This is a genomic window from Cupriavidus sp. PET2-C1 (assembly GCF_054515855.1).
On the sequence record NZ_CM137259.1, the window covers coordinates 4,366,800 to 4,381,405 of the forward strand.

The following is a 14,606-nucleotide window of genomic DNA, read 5'->3' on the forward strand; positions in this document are numbered from 1 at the left end:
TCCCGCCGTGCATGCCAGCGACACGAGAGACAGCTTATGAACGCGCCAGCAGACCTGCCCCCAGAGTTATCCACAGCCCAGCCATCACCGAAGGGGCCCGGCCCCGCCGAGCACATCGATATCGCCATCATCGGCACCGGCTTCGCCGGGCTGGGCATGGCGATCCGCCTCAAGCAGGCAGGCCTGCATGACTTCGCGCTGTTCGAGAAGGCCGCCTCGGTCGGGGGCACGTGGCGCGACAACCACTATCCGGGCTGCGCCTGCGATGTGCAGTCGCATCTGTACTCGTTTTCTTTCGCGCCCAACCCCAACTGGTCGCGCATGTTTTCGCCGCAGCCGGAGATCCGCGCTTACCTGGAGCGCTGCACCGACCAGTTCCGCCTGCGCCCCCACCTGCGCCTGAACCACGAACTGCGCCGCGCCGTGTGGGACGACGCCAGCGGCACGTGGCAGCTCGACATGGCCGATGGCAAGCGCGTGCGGGCTCGCGTGCTGGTGTCGGGCATGGGCGGCCTGAGCCGGCCGGCGTATCCCGATATTCCGGGCCTGGCGCGTTTTCGCGGCGAGGCGTTTCACTCGCAGCACTGGAACCATGACTACGCGCTGGCGGGCAAGCGCGTGGCGGTGATCGGCACTGGCGCCAGCGCCATCCAGTTCGTGCCGCAGATCGCGCCGCGGGTGGCGCACCTGGACCTGTTCCAGCGCACGCCGCCGTGGATCATGCCCAAGCCCGATCGCAAGGTGTCGGCTGCCGAGCGCTGGCTGTTCCGCCGCCTGCCGCTCACGCAAAAGCTGATGCGCACCGGCATCTACTGGGCGCTGGAGTCGCGCGTGCTTGGCTTTGTGGTGCATCCCAAGCTGATGACGGTGGTGGCGCGCATTGCGCGCCGCCATATCAAGCGGCAGATCGCCGATCCCGCGCTGCGTGCCACCGTCACGCCGGACTACACCATCGGCTGCAAGCGCGTGCTGATCTCCAACGACTATTACCCCGCGCTGGCGCGCGCCAATGTGGATGTGGTGACTCACGGCATCGACCACGTGGAGGAAGACGCCATCGTGATGCGCGACGGCACCCGCCGCAAGGCGGACTGCATCATCTTTGGCACCGGCTTTCACGCCACCGACCCGATTCCGCGCGGGGCCATCCTCGGCCGGCGCGGCGCCGACCTGCTCGACGCCTGGCGCGATGGCGCCGAGGCGTACCTGGGCACCACCGTGGCCGGCTTCCCCAACCTGTTCCTGGTGGTGGGGCCAAACACCGGGCTGGGGCATAGCTCGATGGTGTTCATGATCGAGTCGCAGGTGAACTACATCCTCGGCGCGCTCAAGGCCATGGGCCAGCAGCGTGTGCAGGCCATCGACGTGCGCCCGAGCGCGCAGCGCGACTACAACGCCGGGCTGCAGCGCAAGCTGGCGGGCGCGGTGTGGTCGGAGGGCGGCTGCGTGAGCTGGTACCTCGACCCCAAGACCGGCAAGAACACCACGCTGTGGCCCGGATTCACCTGGCAGTTCCGCCGCGCCACCGCACGCTTTCGCATGGCCGACTACGAAATCCGTCCGCTGATGCAGCACGCGCTCGCACCCAGCGCAGCCAACCACGCCATCGAGGCGTGAGCGCGTTGCGCGTCCGGCCGCGAACCTGACAAGAAGAACACCGAGGAGACACCGCATGAAGGATTTCAAGAACAAGGTGGCCGCCATTACCGGCGCGGGCTCCGGCATGGGCCGCGCGCTCGCGCTCGCGCTGGCGCGCGAAGGCTGCCAGCTGGCGCTGTCGGACCGCGATGAAAAAGGCCTGGCGCAGACGGTGGCCGAGGTCATGCGCGCGGCGCCGGGCCTGGTTTTCACGCAGCACTGCGTGGATGTATCGAACCGCGCCGCGATGTACGCCTGGGCCGAGCAGGCCGCGCGCACGCACGGGCGCATCAACCTGATTTTCAACAATGCCGGCGTGGCGCTGTCGAGCACCATCGAGGGCATGAGCTACGATGACCTCGAATGGATCATGGGCATCAACTTCTGGGGCGTGGTGCATGGCACCAAGGCGTTCCTGCCCTACCTGAAGGCCAGCGGCGAAGGCCACGTGATCAATACGTCGAGCATCTTCGGCATCTTCGCGCAGCCCGGCATGAGCGGCTACAACGCGAGCAAGTACGCGGTGCGTGGCTTCACGGAATCGCTGCGCCAGGAGCTCGACATGCAGGCGTGCGGCGTGTCCGCGACCTGCGTGCACCCGGGTGGCATCAAGACCAATATTGCGCAGGCCAGCCGCATCTCCGCCAACGTCACCGGCTTCCTGGTGCACGACGAGCAGCAGGGCCGCGACGACTTCGAGAAGTATTTCATCACCACGGCGGACAAGGCCGCGCGCGTGATCCTCGACGGCGTGCGCCACAACCGCCGCCGCGTGCTGATCGGCCCGGATGCGGTTGCCGCCGACATGATGGCGCGGCTGCTGCCCGCGGCTTACCAGAAGCTGGTGGTGTTCGACGCGCGCCGCAAAGGCCCGCTCGGCAAGCCCGCCGCGGACGTGCCCGACACGGTGCCGGCCAAGGCCAGCGGCAATGGCGGAGAGGCGCAATGAACCGCGTCGCCATGCCGGCGGACAGCCGCCTCTCGCAGCCACCCGGCGCGCTCACGCGCTGGTTCGGCCAGGGCCGCGTAGGGCTGTTCAGCCTGTCGCGTGAAACGCTTGCCAGACGCTACGCGCTGCCGGCCTCGCGCTGGGTGCAGGTCATGGGCACGCTCGTGCATTACACCGATGAAGGCGTGCCCGACGGCGAGCCGCTGCTGCTGATCCACGGCTTCGGCGCCTCGCTGCACACCTGGCAAGGCGTGCTGCCGGCACTCGCGCAACGCTATCGCGTGCTGCGCGTGGACCTGCCGCCCTTTGGCCTGACCGGGCCGTTGCGCGATGCGCGCGGGCGCATTCTCACCATGGATGTGGACACGTACCGCCGCTTCATCGACGCCTTTTGCGACGCCATCCACCTGCGGCGCGCCAGCGTCATCGGCAACTCGCTGGGCGGCCTGATCGCATGGGACATGGCCGTGCGCCATCCGGAGCGTGTCGACAAGATGGTGCTGATCGATGCCGCCGGTTTCCCGATGAAGCTGCCGCTCTATATCGCGCTGTTCAACCACGCGCCGGTGCGCTGGTCGGCGCCGTGGCTGCTGCCGGAGTGCGTGATCCGCGCCGCCACGCGCGATGTCTACGGCGATGCCTCGCGGGTGGACGAAGGCACCTTCCGCCGCTATGTCGATTTCTTCTACGCCGAGGGCAGCCGCGAAGCGGTCGGCCGCATGGTGCCCAAGCTGGATTTCGACGCGCTCGACACGCAAGCGCTCAATGGCATCCGCTCGCCCACGCTGGTGCTGTGGGGCGAGCGTGACCGCTGGATCCCGCCGGCGCATGCGCAAGCCTTTGCCGGGCGCATCCCGGGCGCGCGGCTGCAGCGCTACGCAGGCCTGGGCCATATCCCGATGGAAGAGGACCCCCAGCGCGTGGCGGCGGACCTGCTGCCTTTTCTCGACGGGCGCTGAGCCGCTGTTGCAACACCCGACGCACCCGACGCACCCGATGCACCCGACGCATTCCACGAATCGACAGGAGTACTCATCATGATGCCAGTCCGACGCGATGTGCATCCCCACTTGCCCGCCAGCCGCATCGGCGACTGGCACGTGCGGGGCCGCCATGTCACCCACTTCGTCAACGCGCTTTCGATTTTCTTCCCGGCAGGCGAGCGCTTCTTCATGGACAGCGTGCGCGCCTATCGCGACGACGTGACCGACCCCGAGCTCAAGCGTGCCATCGCGGGCTTCATCGGCCAGGAAGCCATGCACACGCGCGAGCATATTCTCTACAACCGGCTGATGACGGATGCGGGCCTGCCCGCCGAGCCGCTCGACCGCTTCGTCGGCAAACTGCTCAACGTGCTGCGCAAGATACTGCCCAAGTCATGGCAGCTTGCGCACACCATCGCGCTCGAGCACTACACCGCGATGCTTGCCGGCGGGCTGCTGGCGGACCCGGAGCAGATGGGCGGCTCCGAGCCCGGCTATCACCAGGTGTGGATCTGGCACGCGCTGGAAGAAACCGAGCACAAGGCGGTGGCCTACGACGTGTGGAATGCCGTGATGAAGCCGGGGCTGTATCGCTATCTGTTGCGCACCTTTACCATGCTCACCACCACGGTGACGTTCTGGGCGATGGTGTTCGTGTTCCACATCCGGCTGGTGATGGCGGATCGCGAGTGCCGCAACAAGCTCAGCGGCTTTGGCGGCGTGGTGCGTTTCCTGTGGGGCAAGCCCGGCGTGCTGCGCAAGATGATCCCGGAGTGGTTCGATTATTTCCGGCCGGGGTTTCATCCGTGGGATCACGACAACCGTGCGCAGCTGGCGCGCATCGAGCCGCTGATCGCGGAGATCGAGGCCACCTCCGCGCGGGCCGGCGTATCCAGCCGGGCGCCATCGGTGAGGGCCGCGGCATGAAGCTCTGGCAGTGTGAAATTTGCGGGCTTGTCTACGACGAAGCCGCTGGCATGCCGGAGCATGGCATCGCGCCCGGCACGGCATGGAGTGCGGTGCCGGAAGACTGGAGCTGCCCCGATTGCGGCATGCGCAAGGGCGATTTCCAGATGGTGGCGTTTTAGCTAGCGGGCTAGAGCGCTAGAGCGCTAGAGCGCGGGCACGTACCTGTATCAGCGCTTGGCCTTGCGCGGCCCACCCTTGGGCGGGTTGCCCGCGCCGCTGTCTTCCGGCGCATCGTGCAAGTGCTCGATGATGGCCGCCACGCGGTCGCCGAGGTATTTATTGGCCGACCGTTCCATGGCCCGCATCATTTCCGCTTCTACCGCCACCATCGCCAGCGGGCGGATGCGCCAGAGGATATCCACCAGCCGCGGCACGTCTTGCGGCGGTGGCAGCTTGCCTTCGCCGAAGCGGTCCAGTTCGCGCACCACCATGGCCACGATCCGGTCGGATACGGCTTCGAAGTGCCCGCGTGCGTGCTCGACGATGGACAGCACATCTTCCAGCGGAAATCCCGCGCGTGCGATCTCGGCGCCGGCGGCCAGCGTGCGCGGGCTGCGCGCGAGGTAGCCCATGCCGTCCGGCTCCAGCAGGCCGAGCGCGATGGCCTTGGCCAGCGCCGGGCGCGATATCGCGCGGCCGAACAGCTTGGCCAGCGTCAGGTAGGAATAGTGGCGCGGCACTTCGTCGGTCCACGGGCTGCCGATGGCGGATTCCAGCCCGAGGATGGAGCGCAGGTCATGCCCTTCCACGATGGCCTTGAGCAGTTCCTGGATATTGTTCAGCGTGTAGCCGCGCGCCAGCAGGTGGTTGATCAGCCGTAGCAGGCCCAGGTGCGTTTGCGTGTAGATGCCCACCCGGCCGCGCCGCTCGGGCGGATCGATCAGGCCGCGGTCCTGGTAGGAGCGCACATTGCGCACCGTGGTGCCGGCCGCCCGCGCGAGTTCGTCGATGGTGTATTCCGGCGGCGTGCCGTTGCCGGCGCCGGCGGCATCGTGGGCGGCGGACGCGGGTGACGAGGAGGAGGTGGGCGCAGCGCTGCGCTTGAAGAAGGCCATGGCAAAAATTCTACCCGAGTCGTGCGGCTGCCGTGTGTCGTATGCCGGGCGCCGCGCCCCGGGGCACGCACCGCTACAGCTACAATATTCGCAGCGCCGCGCTTCGCGACGGCGGCATTTGCCCGGATCGTCCCCATTCAACTTCTGCGCGCGCCCTGGCGCGAGTCCTTATGCATATCCGCTGGCTGGAGGATTTTGTGTGCCTGGCCCAGGCCGGCAGCCTGGCGCGCGCGGCGGAGCTGCGCAATGTCACGCCGCCCGCGTTCGGGCGCCGCATGCAGGCGCTGGAAGTCTGGGCGGGCGCGCCGCTGATCGATCGCAGCGTGTTCCCGGTGCGCCTCACCGATGAGGGGCGGCAGTTCCTGGAGGCCGCGCAGAGCGCGCTGCGCACGCTGGACGATACGCGCATGGCGCTGCGCGCGGCGCATCGGGCCGATGCCAGCACCGTGGTGATCGTCACCGGCAAGACGCTGGCGCGCTCGATGGTGCCGGCGTGGCTGGCCGGCCTGCGCCATGCGCTGCGCAACGACAAGGCGGCTGCGGGCTTTCGCACGCGGCTTTCCACCTTTCCCACGCACGACGCGCTGGCGATCTTCACCGAAGGCGACGCGGATTTCCTGCTTTGCTACAACTCGCCGGAGCAGCCGGTGACGCTGGACAGCGCGCGCTACCAGTACCATTTTGTGGGGGAGGAGCGCCTCGTTTGCGTGAGCGCGGCGGCGGATGGCGGCGGCCCACAGTACAAGTTGCTCGCACGCGGGCAGCGCGCCCCGGTGCCGATGATTGCGTACGCGCCAACGCTGACCCTGGGCCGCATGGTCAACGGCGAGATCGCCCGGCGCGGGCTGGCCAGCCGGCTCGACGTGATCGCGGTCAGCGACTTCGCCGAATCCGTGCATGAAATGGTGCGCCAGCGCATGGGCCTGGCGTGGCTGCCCGCGCGGCTGATCGCCGATGACCTGCACGCCGGTCGCCTGGTGCGCGCCGGGCTGGAGGTGGGCGGCGAAACGGACCTCGTGATGCAGATCCTGCTGTATCGCCCGCGCGCGCCCATGCGGGCGCTGGGCGAGGCCTTCTGGCATGCGGCGGTGGCGGGCTAGCTGTTCGGCGCCACGCGCCGGGCCCGCCTTGGTGCGGGCAGCGGCCTGATCCCGATCCCCGGTCCCCGATCCCCCACCCTTGCCAAAACGGCAAGCACCATTGCCAAAGCCGCACGTTGCTGCGGCCGCACGCTCTCTAAGATCGCCGCATGCCTGCCTACCTTGCCTGTCTGCATACGGCGCAAATCTAAAAACGGAGAGACCTGCCATGAACAAACTGCTGCGTGCGGCTGCTGCCGCATCCTTCTGCCTGCTTGCCGGCGGCGCCAGCGCCTCGGGCTGGCCGACCAAGCCGATTTCCCTGGTGGTGGGCTATACCGCGGGCGGCAGCGTCGACCTGGTGGCGCGCACCATCGCGCCGGAACTGGGCAAGCGCCTGGGCCAGAGCGTGGTGATCGAGAACCTGGGCGGCGCGGGCGGCACCATCGGCGCGTCCAAGGTGGTCAAGGCCGACGCCGACGGCTACACGCTGCTGATGGGCTCGGGCAGCGAGGTCTCGATCGCGCGCCTGACCAACCCCGCCGTGCGCTACGACGGCGAGCGCGACCTGGCGCCGATCACCTTCGTCGGCACCCAGCCGATGGTGCTGGTGGGCAAGTCCGCGCTGCCGGCCAAGAATGCCGACGAGCTGATCGCGCTGGCCAAGGCGCAGCCGGGCAAGCTGGCCTATGCGTCGTCCGGCGTGGGCACGCCGTTGAACCTGGCCGGCGAGCTGATCAAGCAGCAAGGCAAGGTCAACATCACCCATGTGCCCTATAAGGGTGCATCCGCCATGTCCACCGACCTGCTCGGCGGCCAGATCGACCTCGCCGTGATGGTGCTGTCGTCGGCGCTGCCGCATATCCAGGCTGGCCGGGTCAAGGCCTACGGCGTGACCGAAGGGCACCGCGCCCAGGTGGCGCCCAACGTGCCCGCGCTGGCGGAAAGCAGCGCGCTCAAGGGCGTGGACATGGGCGTGTGGTTTGGCCTGATGGCGCCGGCCAATACGCCGCGCGCCGTGGTCGATCGCCTGAACACCGAGATGCAGGCCGTGCTGGCCATGCCTGACGTGAAGAAGAAGCTGGCCGAGGCCGGCGTGGAAGTGGCGCCGGGCGGCCCGGGCCAGTTCGCCAGCTTTATCAAGCGCGAGACGGTGAAGTACAAGAGCATCGTCCAGACTGCCGGCATTCACGAATAAGGGGACGGCGGCAGGCGTACCATTTGCTTGTCGCAAGTGGCGGTGCCGGCGGTTGCCGCCCGCCTCCCTTCGCTTCCTTCGCTACTTTCGCTGTTCAGTCGCTATCACTGGCTCACTGGCAATCTTGCCGACCTGAAAACATGACGACCACTGCCCCCAGCTTCGACGCTTACCCGGTTGAAGTCGAATTCCCCGATATCTCCGCCTACGCCGCCGGCAACGCCGGCGTGCCCTACGTCCACACCTTCGACAGCGGCGTGCCCGGCCCGCACGTGATGGTCAATGCGCTGACCCACGGCAACGAGGTGTGCGGTGCCATCACCGTCAAGGCGCTGCTGGACCTGGGCCTGCGCCCGCGCCGCGGCCGCCTGACGCTGGCCTTTGCCAACGTCGACGCGTATCACAGCTTCGATGCCACCCGCCCGGATGCGTCGCGCTATGTCGACCAGGATTTCAACCGCGTGTGGACGGCGGCCGTGCTGGACGACACCACCCGTGACTCGTCCGAGCTGCGCCGCGCGCGCGCCATGCGCCCGGTCATCGATACCGTGGACCTGCTGCTCGACCTGCACTCCATGCACGAGAAGAGCCTGCCGCTGATCGTGTCCGGCCCGCTCGACAAGGGCATCGCCCTGTCGCGCGCCGTGGGCGCGCCCGCCAATGTGATCGTGGACGAAGGCCATCCGGAAGGACGGCGCATGCGCGACTACGAAGGCTTTGGCGATCCCGCCAGCGCCAGGAACGCGCTGCTGATCGAATGCGGCCAGCATTGGGAAACCGCTGCCGTGGGCGTGGCCCAGGACAGCACCGCGCGCTTCCTGCTCCATGCCGGCGTGATCGACGCGGGCGACGTGCCTGCAGGCTGGCTCCTGCCCGTGGCCCCGCAGCGGGTGGTACGCGTGACCGAGCCCGTGGTCGCCAGCAGCATGGATTTCCGCTTTGCCGGCCCATACACCGGGCTGGAGACCTTCGCCGAAGCCGGCACCGTGATCGGCTGGCGCGACGGCGAGCCGGTGGTCACGCCGTATCCGGATTGCGTGCTGGTGATGCCGTCGCTGCGGCAACTGCGCCCGGGCGTGACCGTGGTGCGGCTGGGGCAGCTGGTAGGCTGACCGGCTGATAAAGGTGCGCATTTACGCACCCAAAAAGAGGATGACGCAGCACTTCTAGCAGCGATGGGTACGCCGTCGTCAAGCCGGCGGAGGCGTTCAGGCTGGCGTAGCTGGCGATTGCGGGGCGGCCGGCGCACCTGGCGTGCCGGCCGTGGACGGCTTTGGCCGCATGCCGGGCAGCAATTGCTCGAACAGCTCGTCGATCTTCATCTCGGGCGGGACCAGGTTGCTCAGGTTGATGCCGCCGGCGCTGCGCAGGGCGTCGTAGTTCGCCTTGCCGGCGCGCTCGCCGTTGATATAGACGATGATCTCCGCCGTACTCAGGAAATCGCGCCAGTAGGTCTGGCGTTGCATGTAGACCGTGGCGGTATAAGGGCACGACGCCACCGACGAGCCGGGCGACAGCATCTTGAACTCAAAGCCGCGCTGCTGCACCGAGTCGCGGATGAATTCCGCATAGGCATTGCCGCCGCTGCCCGGGTTGGCGATCACGCAGAACAGCGTGCCGTCGGCGGGCTGCATGGAGGCGATACGGTCGCCGCGGTCGACCGGGACGACGGCCTGGTACGTGGCGCAGCCGGTGACCAGCAAGCCTAGGCTGGCGGCTAGCAATGCTTTTTTCATGATGTTCCTGGAAACGCTGGTGCAAGGGTGCCGAGCCGTGTTGTCGGCAAGCGCGCCCGCCAACTTTAGGCCATTGCGGCGGCGGCAATCGTTGGAACAGAGCGGGTAAACCGGCCCAGCGCTGGCCCAGCCCCGGCCCAGCGGCGCGCGCGGGCCGCCAAGGCAAAAAAACCGGCCAGCCGGAGAGGCTGGCCAGGCGAGGCGACTTCCCTCGGAAACTAGCGTTCAGGTTGGCTGCGCGGGGTTCGCCTCAGAGCACAATGGCCTGGCGGCAGCGTAGCGCCATCACCTGCGCCTCGAAGGCGCGGGCGGCGCGCTGCGTGAGCTGGTCGCGGTGGCCGCGCGGGCGGCCACGATCCACGGCGAGGTGACCGAGCCCGCTCACCTGCCACGCGCGGCGCGTGGTGGCGAGGATGTTGGCGAGAGCCTGGGCTTGCGGGGCAGGCAACGTGCCCCGGGAGAGATCTTCCATCATGATATTCGGCGTGGCCCTCGCTCCAGGGGAGCTTCGGACCATGTCCCGTCGTTGACGTTTATTCGTATCGTGATGGAAAGATACACAACGCCGGAACACGCCACTATCGATAGCGCACCGATCCTGCTGTGGGATGTGTCCTACAAGCAGTCGGGCTGGCGATTGGCGCGCGGCCTCAAGCCTTTGCCGCGCCCCCGCTGGCCATCGTGCCCACTACCATCAGGCAGATCGCGGCAAGGAACACCCCCACCAGCAGGATCTGCAGGCGCCCCACCGGGCGGCCCTTCAGGAAGGCGTTGCTGATGAACGGTGGCGAGACCAGGCCCACCACGGTGACGATCAAGATGGTCAGGGCGAGTACGGAAAGCAGGGTTTGCATGCTGGATGTTGATCTGGGTAAATCTGCGTAAGTCAGTGCTCGCGCTCAGTTGGCGCCGCCACGCACAAGGCAATCCTCAAGGACAGGCGAGCCTTCCACCTGGCCCGCGCCGGTGCATTCCACGGCCACCTTCTGCCCGCGCCGGACCATGGTGCCGCGCGCTTCCACCTCGCAGGTGCGCCCGGCGGGGCCGCAGATCTGGATCGGCAGGAGCTTGGCGCGCACCACCAGGGTCGGGCTATTGGAGCGGATATCCAGGAAGACCGTGTCGTTTCCCTCGCGTCGCACGCCGCTGGCCACGCCCTCCACGATGAAGTACTTGCCCAGGTAGCGGTCGTTGGCCGCGCCAGCGTTCTCCTGGTAGTCGTCGACAAGGGTGTCCGCCTGGTATTGCGGCAGGATGTCGGTGGAGCGGTTCGGGTCGATGCTGATCGGGTCCAGCGTGCCGTTCTTGGGCACGCCGCGCGCGCCGGCGTTGGGCTCCGGCACCGCCGCGGACGCTGCCGCGACCGGCTCGGGGGCCGGCTCTTCCTGCTGCGCTTCATGGTTGCCGGTGAGCCACAACATGCCAAGGACGGCAAGGGCGACAACGCCGATAAGGATTTGCTGGGTACGGTTCAACATCCGGGGTTTCCTGCAATAGAAATGGGCCATTGCGCCGGCAGGCACCGGCTGCGCGCATCGAGCGCGCGCGCTGCGTGCCGGCACGCTCGGCTCGGCTGCCAGCCCGCCTGTGGCAAGGCCTGGCGGTGCCAGGCCGGGCGCTCGGGCGGGGCTTGCCAAAAAAGTTGCCCACAGCTTTGCCCACAGGGTTGTTCGGTCTTCTCCACAGACTTGTCCACAGCCTGGGCGGGGTGTCGTGTGGGGGTCCGGGGGGGGCATGCGCATGGACTTCATGGCGATGGCGTGACGTAAGGCTGGCTTGCTACGGGGCTGCCGGGCTGCGCCGCATCGGGCCGCAACCGGCAGGCAGCGATCAGTATCAGTGCAGGTGCCGCAGCCCGGTTTCGTCGTCGTCTTCGTCCTCGTCTTCCCAGTCTTCATGCTCGACCGGGGTGTCCGGCGCCATGTCGAACACCATCGAGTGGTGCTGCACGGTGAACCAGTCACGGAACTGCTGCAGCGTCAGCGTTTGCGGCCACAGGCTTTCGTCGAACCACTCCCCCAGCATGAATTCGAACAAGGCGCGCCAGCGCTGTTCCACCCACTGCAGCGCTTCCGCCATGGTCGAGACATCGTCCGGCACCAGGAACACACTCTGGTCCTCGCGCACATGCTCAAGGGTCAGCGTGGCTACCGGGTCGATATCCACGGCCATGATCCATTCGAAGAAAGGCTGCTGCGGCACCAATACGACGAGCGAGCGATTGAGGGTAAAGCGGGGATGATCGGTCATGGCAGGGGCTCGTTCGCTGAAACGGCCCATTGTAGCGGTTGGCCGTGTCCGCATGCGATTCATCGGTGGGCAAGCGGCCCGGCATTGCCAGGCCGCCGCCCGCCGCGGATCAGCACGCCTAGATGATGGGCCGTCCGCGCCTGGCGGGGTCGCTGCCAAACGCGTCCCGCGCCGGCAAGGCGGCGGCTGGCGGGGGCGGCGCTGGTGTGGGAACCCGGTTGGGGAACAGCATGTCCTTGAGTCCCAGGAAGCGCTTTTCGATCAGGTGCCAGCTCAGCAAGGCCGCCGCGATGGAGGCGCACAGGCACGCCGCCGAAAAGCCCATCTGCCACGGGATCTGGCTGCCGAACAGCAGGCGTGGCTCGCCGAACACCTTGACCGCCACCACGCGGATGATCGGGTGGAACACGTACAGCGCGTAGCTGTACTTGCCCAGGAACACCAGGCACCGGTTGCTGAACACGGCGTGCCGGTCCGTGGCGCAGGCCGCGTAGATCAGGCCCACCGCCACCATGGCAACCACCGAGAAACCCACGGTGTAGATCACCGGGCTGGATTCCAGCCGGGAACCCATGGCCGCGAGCCCGCCCGCCAGCACCAGCAGCGCCAACGGCGCCGCCTTTACCAGCCAGGGCTTGAAGCGCAATCCGCGCCGGACCGCCATCGCCAGCAACGCGCCTGCCACCAGGCCATCCAGCCGGGCCGGCGTGAACACCGAAATGGCGTCCGCGCTGAAGCCTTGCAAGACCATGCCGACGCGCACCGCCAGCGTTCCCGCCAGCAGCACCAGGCAGAGCCGGCGCATGGCGGCCAACGGCAGCAGCAGCACCAGCAAGGGCCACACGGCGTAGAACTGCTCCTCGATGGCAAGCGACCACAAATGCCCCGCGCCCGCGCCGAAAAACGTGCCGGTCAGCGCCTGCTTGAGGTTGGACAGATACAGCACGAACCACGGCCAGCTGGCCTGCACCGCCCCCAGCTTGGCCTGCTCAAAGGCGCCGATCCGGTGCGAGATCAGCGGGAACAGCAGCAGAAACAGGACGGCCAGGTAGAAGTAGTACAGCGGAAAGATGCGCAGCACGCGGCGCCCGTAGAACGCGCGCAGGTAGTTGGGCGCGCCCTTGGTGCGCAGCAGGATGCCCGTGATCAGGAATCCCGACAGCGCAAAGAAGATATCCACGCCAATCCACCCCGTCATCGACAACTGGTAGAACAGGCGGTCGAGCGGCAGGTCCGACACCAGGCCCACGTGGGCAAAGTGATAGAGCATGACGATCAGGACCGCCAGGCCCCGCACACCGTCGAGCGCGGAAACGTGTGTACCGTCACGGTTCATGTTCACTCCCTGCCTGGGATGGCCACGCCCGGCGCGGGCGGGCCTTCCGGGCTGCCGTGGTGCAATGTCAAAAGGTACCGCGCGGCCTGGCCCGCGTTGGTGTGGCAGCCAACACAGGCCAACCCAGGCCGACCCAGGCCAGCAGCGCAACGCCCGCTTACAAGGCCTGCTGCGGCAAGTCCTGGAGCGGCTCGGCCTCGACGCCGGGCGCAGGCGAGCCGCCCTCCTGGCTCCCCGCCGCCAGGGCTGCTGCCCGCCCTCGCTTGCCAAGCCAGCTCCTGAGCCGCAGGAAAGGCGCTTCGACCAGCACGTAGCTCAGCGCCGCGGCTGCCAGTGCCTCCAGGATGCAAAAGGGGAAGCGCAGCGCCAGCGGCGACGCCGTGCTGGTAAACAGCTGCTGCCAGACGTACAAGCTGAACGAGATCGTGCCCACGAACACAAAGGCCTTGCTCCGGAGCAGGCGCGATATCCACAACTCGGGCCGCTCCACCACGGCGAGGATCAGCAGGCCCACCGCCGCTGCCAGCGCCACCGGGCCATAGGTCGCTGTCCAGATGCCGCCGGCCAGGGTGCCGATGACTGGCAGGCCAAGCAGCAGTACCAGGATCAGCGCCGGCAGCGCGAACGCGCCGGCGAAGCGCGCGTTCAATTGCGCCTTCAACCGCTCGCGGTCCAGGGCGATGTAGCAACCCATCAGCACCGGGTCCACGCCCGTGTGCAGCATCAACCCCAGTTGCCCGCGCAACGAAGGCGTCGTGAAATAACAGAGCACCCTCACCAGCGGCATCAGCAAGATCACCAGCATCAGCCAGCGCGGGTCCTTGCCGCGCAGCAGCAGCAACAGCATTGGCGGCCACAGCCAGTAAAACTGCTCGTCCAGCGCCAGCGTCCAGAAATGGCCGAGCAGCCACGCGCCGATGGGATGCACCATGTTGACGTTGCCCAGCCCGAGCATCTCGGAGTAATTCCAGAGGTGCGCGGCCGCAAACAGGAGCTGCCGCGCATCCACATCGATCAGCCCGACGATGCCGAACAGGCCCAGCGCGATCAGGTAGACATAGAAAGCCGGCCAGATGCGCAGCGCGCGGCGGCCATAGAAACGCATCAGCCTGATGGAGCCGCAGGCGCGCCACTCAGCCTGCAGCAGCTCCGTAATCAGAAAGCCGCTCAGCACGAACGAGATGAACACGCCGACGCCGCCATTCGCGAGATACCGCAATGGCGCAAGCAATCCCGTGTACCCCCCCTTGGCCATGTGCTCCGCATGGCTGATGACCACCAGCATGACCGCGACGCTGCGAAGCCCAGTCAGCTCTAGAACGCGACGGCTCATTTTTCCTACCCCTCAAGGTATCGGGGGGGCGCGGTACTCTGCCATGCCTCCCTAGCTTGCCGCCGCGCCACAACGCTCTG

16 protein-coding genes are annotated in these 14,606 nt (G+C 67.5%); 8 read left to right on the forward strand and 8 right to left on the reverse strand.

The window, feature by feature from the left end; genetic code table 11:
- The first annotated feature begins 36 nt into the window (after window positions 1–36).
- From ACX12D_RS19740 to ACX12D_RS19760, 5 genes are all read left to right on the forward strand, one after another.
- Window positions 37–1,617 carry a flavin-containing monooxygenase gene (locus ACX12D_RS19740; RefSeq protein ID WP_459372391.1) on the forward strand — a complete coding sequence of 527 codons (1,581 nt, stop codon included), beginning with the start codon at window positions 37–39 and terminating at the stop codon, window positions 1,615–1,617.
- Between the two features lie 55 nt (window positions 1,618–1,672).
- Window positions 1,673–2,587 (forward strand): SDR family NAD(P)-dependent oxidoreductase, encoded by a 915-nt coding sequence (locus ACX12D_RS19745; RefSeq protein WP_459372392.1) that lies wholly within the window; start codon window positions 1,673–1,675, stop codon window positions 2,585–2,587.
- On the forward strand, window positions 2,584–3,546 hold the full coding sequence (locus tag ACX12D_RS19750) for an alpha/beta fold hydrolase (protein WP_459372393.1): 963 nt from the start codon (window positions 2,584–2,586) through the stop codon (window positions 3,544–3,546). Before ACX12D_RS19745 ends, ACX12D_RS19750 begins: the two co-directional genes overlap by 4 nt.
- 78 nt (window positions 3,547–3,624) lie before the next feature.
- Entirely contained in the window at window positions 3,625–4,497 is an 873-nt protein-coding gene (locus tag ACX12D_RS19755) for a metal-dependent hydrolase (protein WP_459372394.1), read from the forward strand.
- The gene (locus ACX12D_RS19760; protein WP_441639363.1) at window positions 4,494–4,658 is read left to right on the forward strand and encodes a rubredoxin; all 165 of its coding nucleotides are present in this window, start codon (window positions 4,494–4,496) and stop codon (window positions 4,656–4,658) included. The genes ACX12D_RS19755 and ACX12D_RS19760 overlap by 4 nt, the downstream gene beginning before the upstream one ends.
- A 48-nt stretch (window positions 4,659–4,706) precedes the next feature.
- On the opposite strand, the gene ACX12D_RS19765 is transcribed toward ACX12D_RS19760, so the two are convergent.
- On the reverse strand, window positions 4,707–5,594 hold the full coding sequence (locus ACX12D_RS19765; protein ID WP_459372395.1) for a MerR family transcriptional regulator: 888 nt from the start codon (window positions 5,592–5,594) through the stop codon (window positions 4,707–4,709).
- Between the two features lie 170 nt (window positions 5,595–5,764).
- Here ACX12D_RS19765 and ACX12D_RS19770 point away from each other — a divergent pair, with 170 nt between their 5' ends.
- The 3 genes from ACX12D_RS19770 (at window position 5,765) to ACX12D_RS19780 (ending at window position 8,983) form a co-directional block, all read left to right on the forward strand.
- A complete protein-coding gene (locus ACX12D_RS19770) occupies window positions 5,765–6,694 on the forward strand; it encodes a LysR family transcriptional regulator (RefSeq protein ID WP_459372396.1) in 930 nt (309 codons plus the stop codon).
- Between the two features lie 208 nt (window positions 6,695–6,902).
- The gene (locus tag ACX12D_RS19775; protein ID WP_441639357.1) at window positions 6,903–7,871 is read left to right on the forward strand and encodes a Bug family tripartite tricarboxylate transporter substrate binding protein; all 969 of its coding nucleotides are present in this window, start codon (window positions 6,903–6,905) and stop codon (window positions 7,869–7,871) included.
- A gap of 140 nt (window positions 7,872–8,011) precedes the next feature.
- On the forward strand, window positions 8,012–8,983 hold the full coding sequence (locus tag ACX12D_RS19780; RefSeq protein ID WP_459372397.1) for a M14 family metallopeptidase: 972 nt from the start codon (window positions 8,012–8,014) through the stop codon (window positions 8,981–8,983).
- Between the two features lie 96 nt (window positions 8,984–9,079).
- Here ACX12D_RS19780 and ACX12D_RS19785 read toward each other — a convergent pair whose 3' ends face one another.
- The 7 genes from ACX12D_RS19785 to ACX12D_RS19815 all read right to left on the reverse strand — a co-directional run bounded on the left by ACX12D_RS19785 (window position 9,080) and on the right by ACX12D_RS19815 (window position 14,526).
- Window positions 9,080–9,607, reverse strand: coding sequence for an Sbal_3080 family lipoprotein (locus ACX12D_RS19785; RefSeq protein ID WP_183035742.1), 528 nt, complete (start codon window positions 9,605–9,607; stop codon window positions 9,080–9,082).
- 250 nt (window positions 9,608–9,857) lie between these two features.
- Window positions 9,858–10,082: a hypothetical protein gene (locus tag ACX12D_RS19790; protein WP_459372398.1), complete on the reverse strand. Its 225-nt coding sequence runs from the start codon at window positions 10,080–10,082 to the stop codon at window positions 9,858–9,860.
- A gap of 175 nt (window positions 10,083–10,257) precedes the next feature.
- Entirely contained in the window at window positions 10,258–10,461 is a 204-nt protein-coding gene (locus ACX12D_RS19795; protein WP_174424410.1) for a hypothetical protein, read from the reverse strand.
- A gap of 45 nt (window positions 10,462–10,506) precedes the next feature.
- Window positions 10,507–11,085, reverse strand: a complete 579-nt coding sequence (locus tag ACX12D_RS19800) for an OB-fold putative lipoprotein (protein WP_459372399.1) — start codon at window positions 11,083–11,085, stop codon at window positions 10,507–10,509.
- 358 nt (window positions 11,086–11,443) lie between these two features.
- Window positions 11,444–11,857, reverse strand: a complete 414-nt coding sequence (locus ACX12D_RS19805; RefSeq protein WP_459372400.1) for a hypothetical protein — start codon at window positions 11,855–11,857, stop codon at window positions 11,444–11,446.
- A 118-nt stretch (window positions 11,858–11,975) separates the two neighbouring features.
- Window positions 11,976–13,193 carry an acyltransferase family protein gene (locus ACX12D_RS19810; protein ID WP_459372401.1) on the reverse strand — a complete coding sequence of 406 codons (1,218 nt, stop codon included), beginning with the start codon at window positions 13,191–13,193 and terminating at the stop codon, window positions 11,976–11,978.
- Between the two features lie 157 nt (window positions 13,194–13,350).
- Complete coding sequence (locus tag ACX12D_RS19815; protein WP_459372402.1) at window positions 13,351–14,526, reverse strand: acyltransferase family protein; 1,176 nt, start codon at window positions 14,524–14,526, stop codon at window positions 13,351–13,353.
- Window positions 14,527–14,606 lie beyond the last annotated feature (80 nt).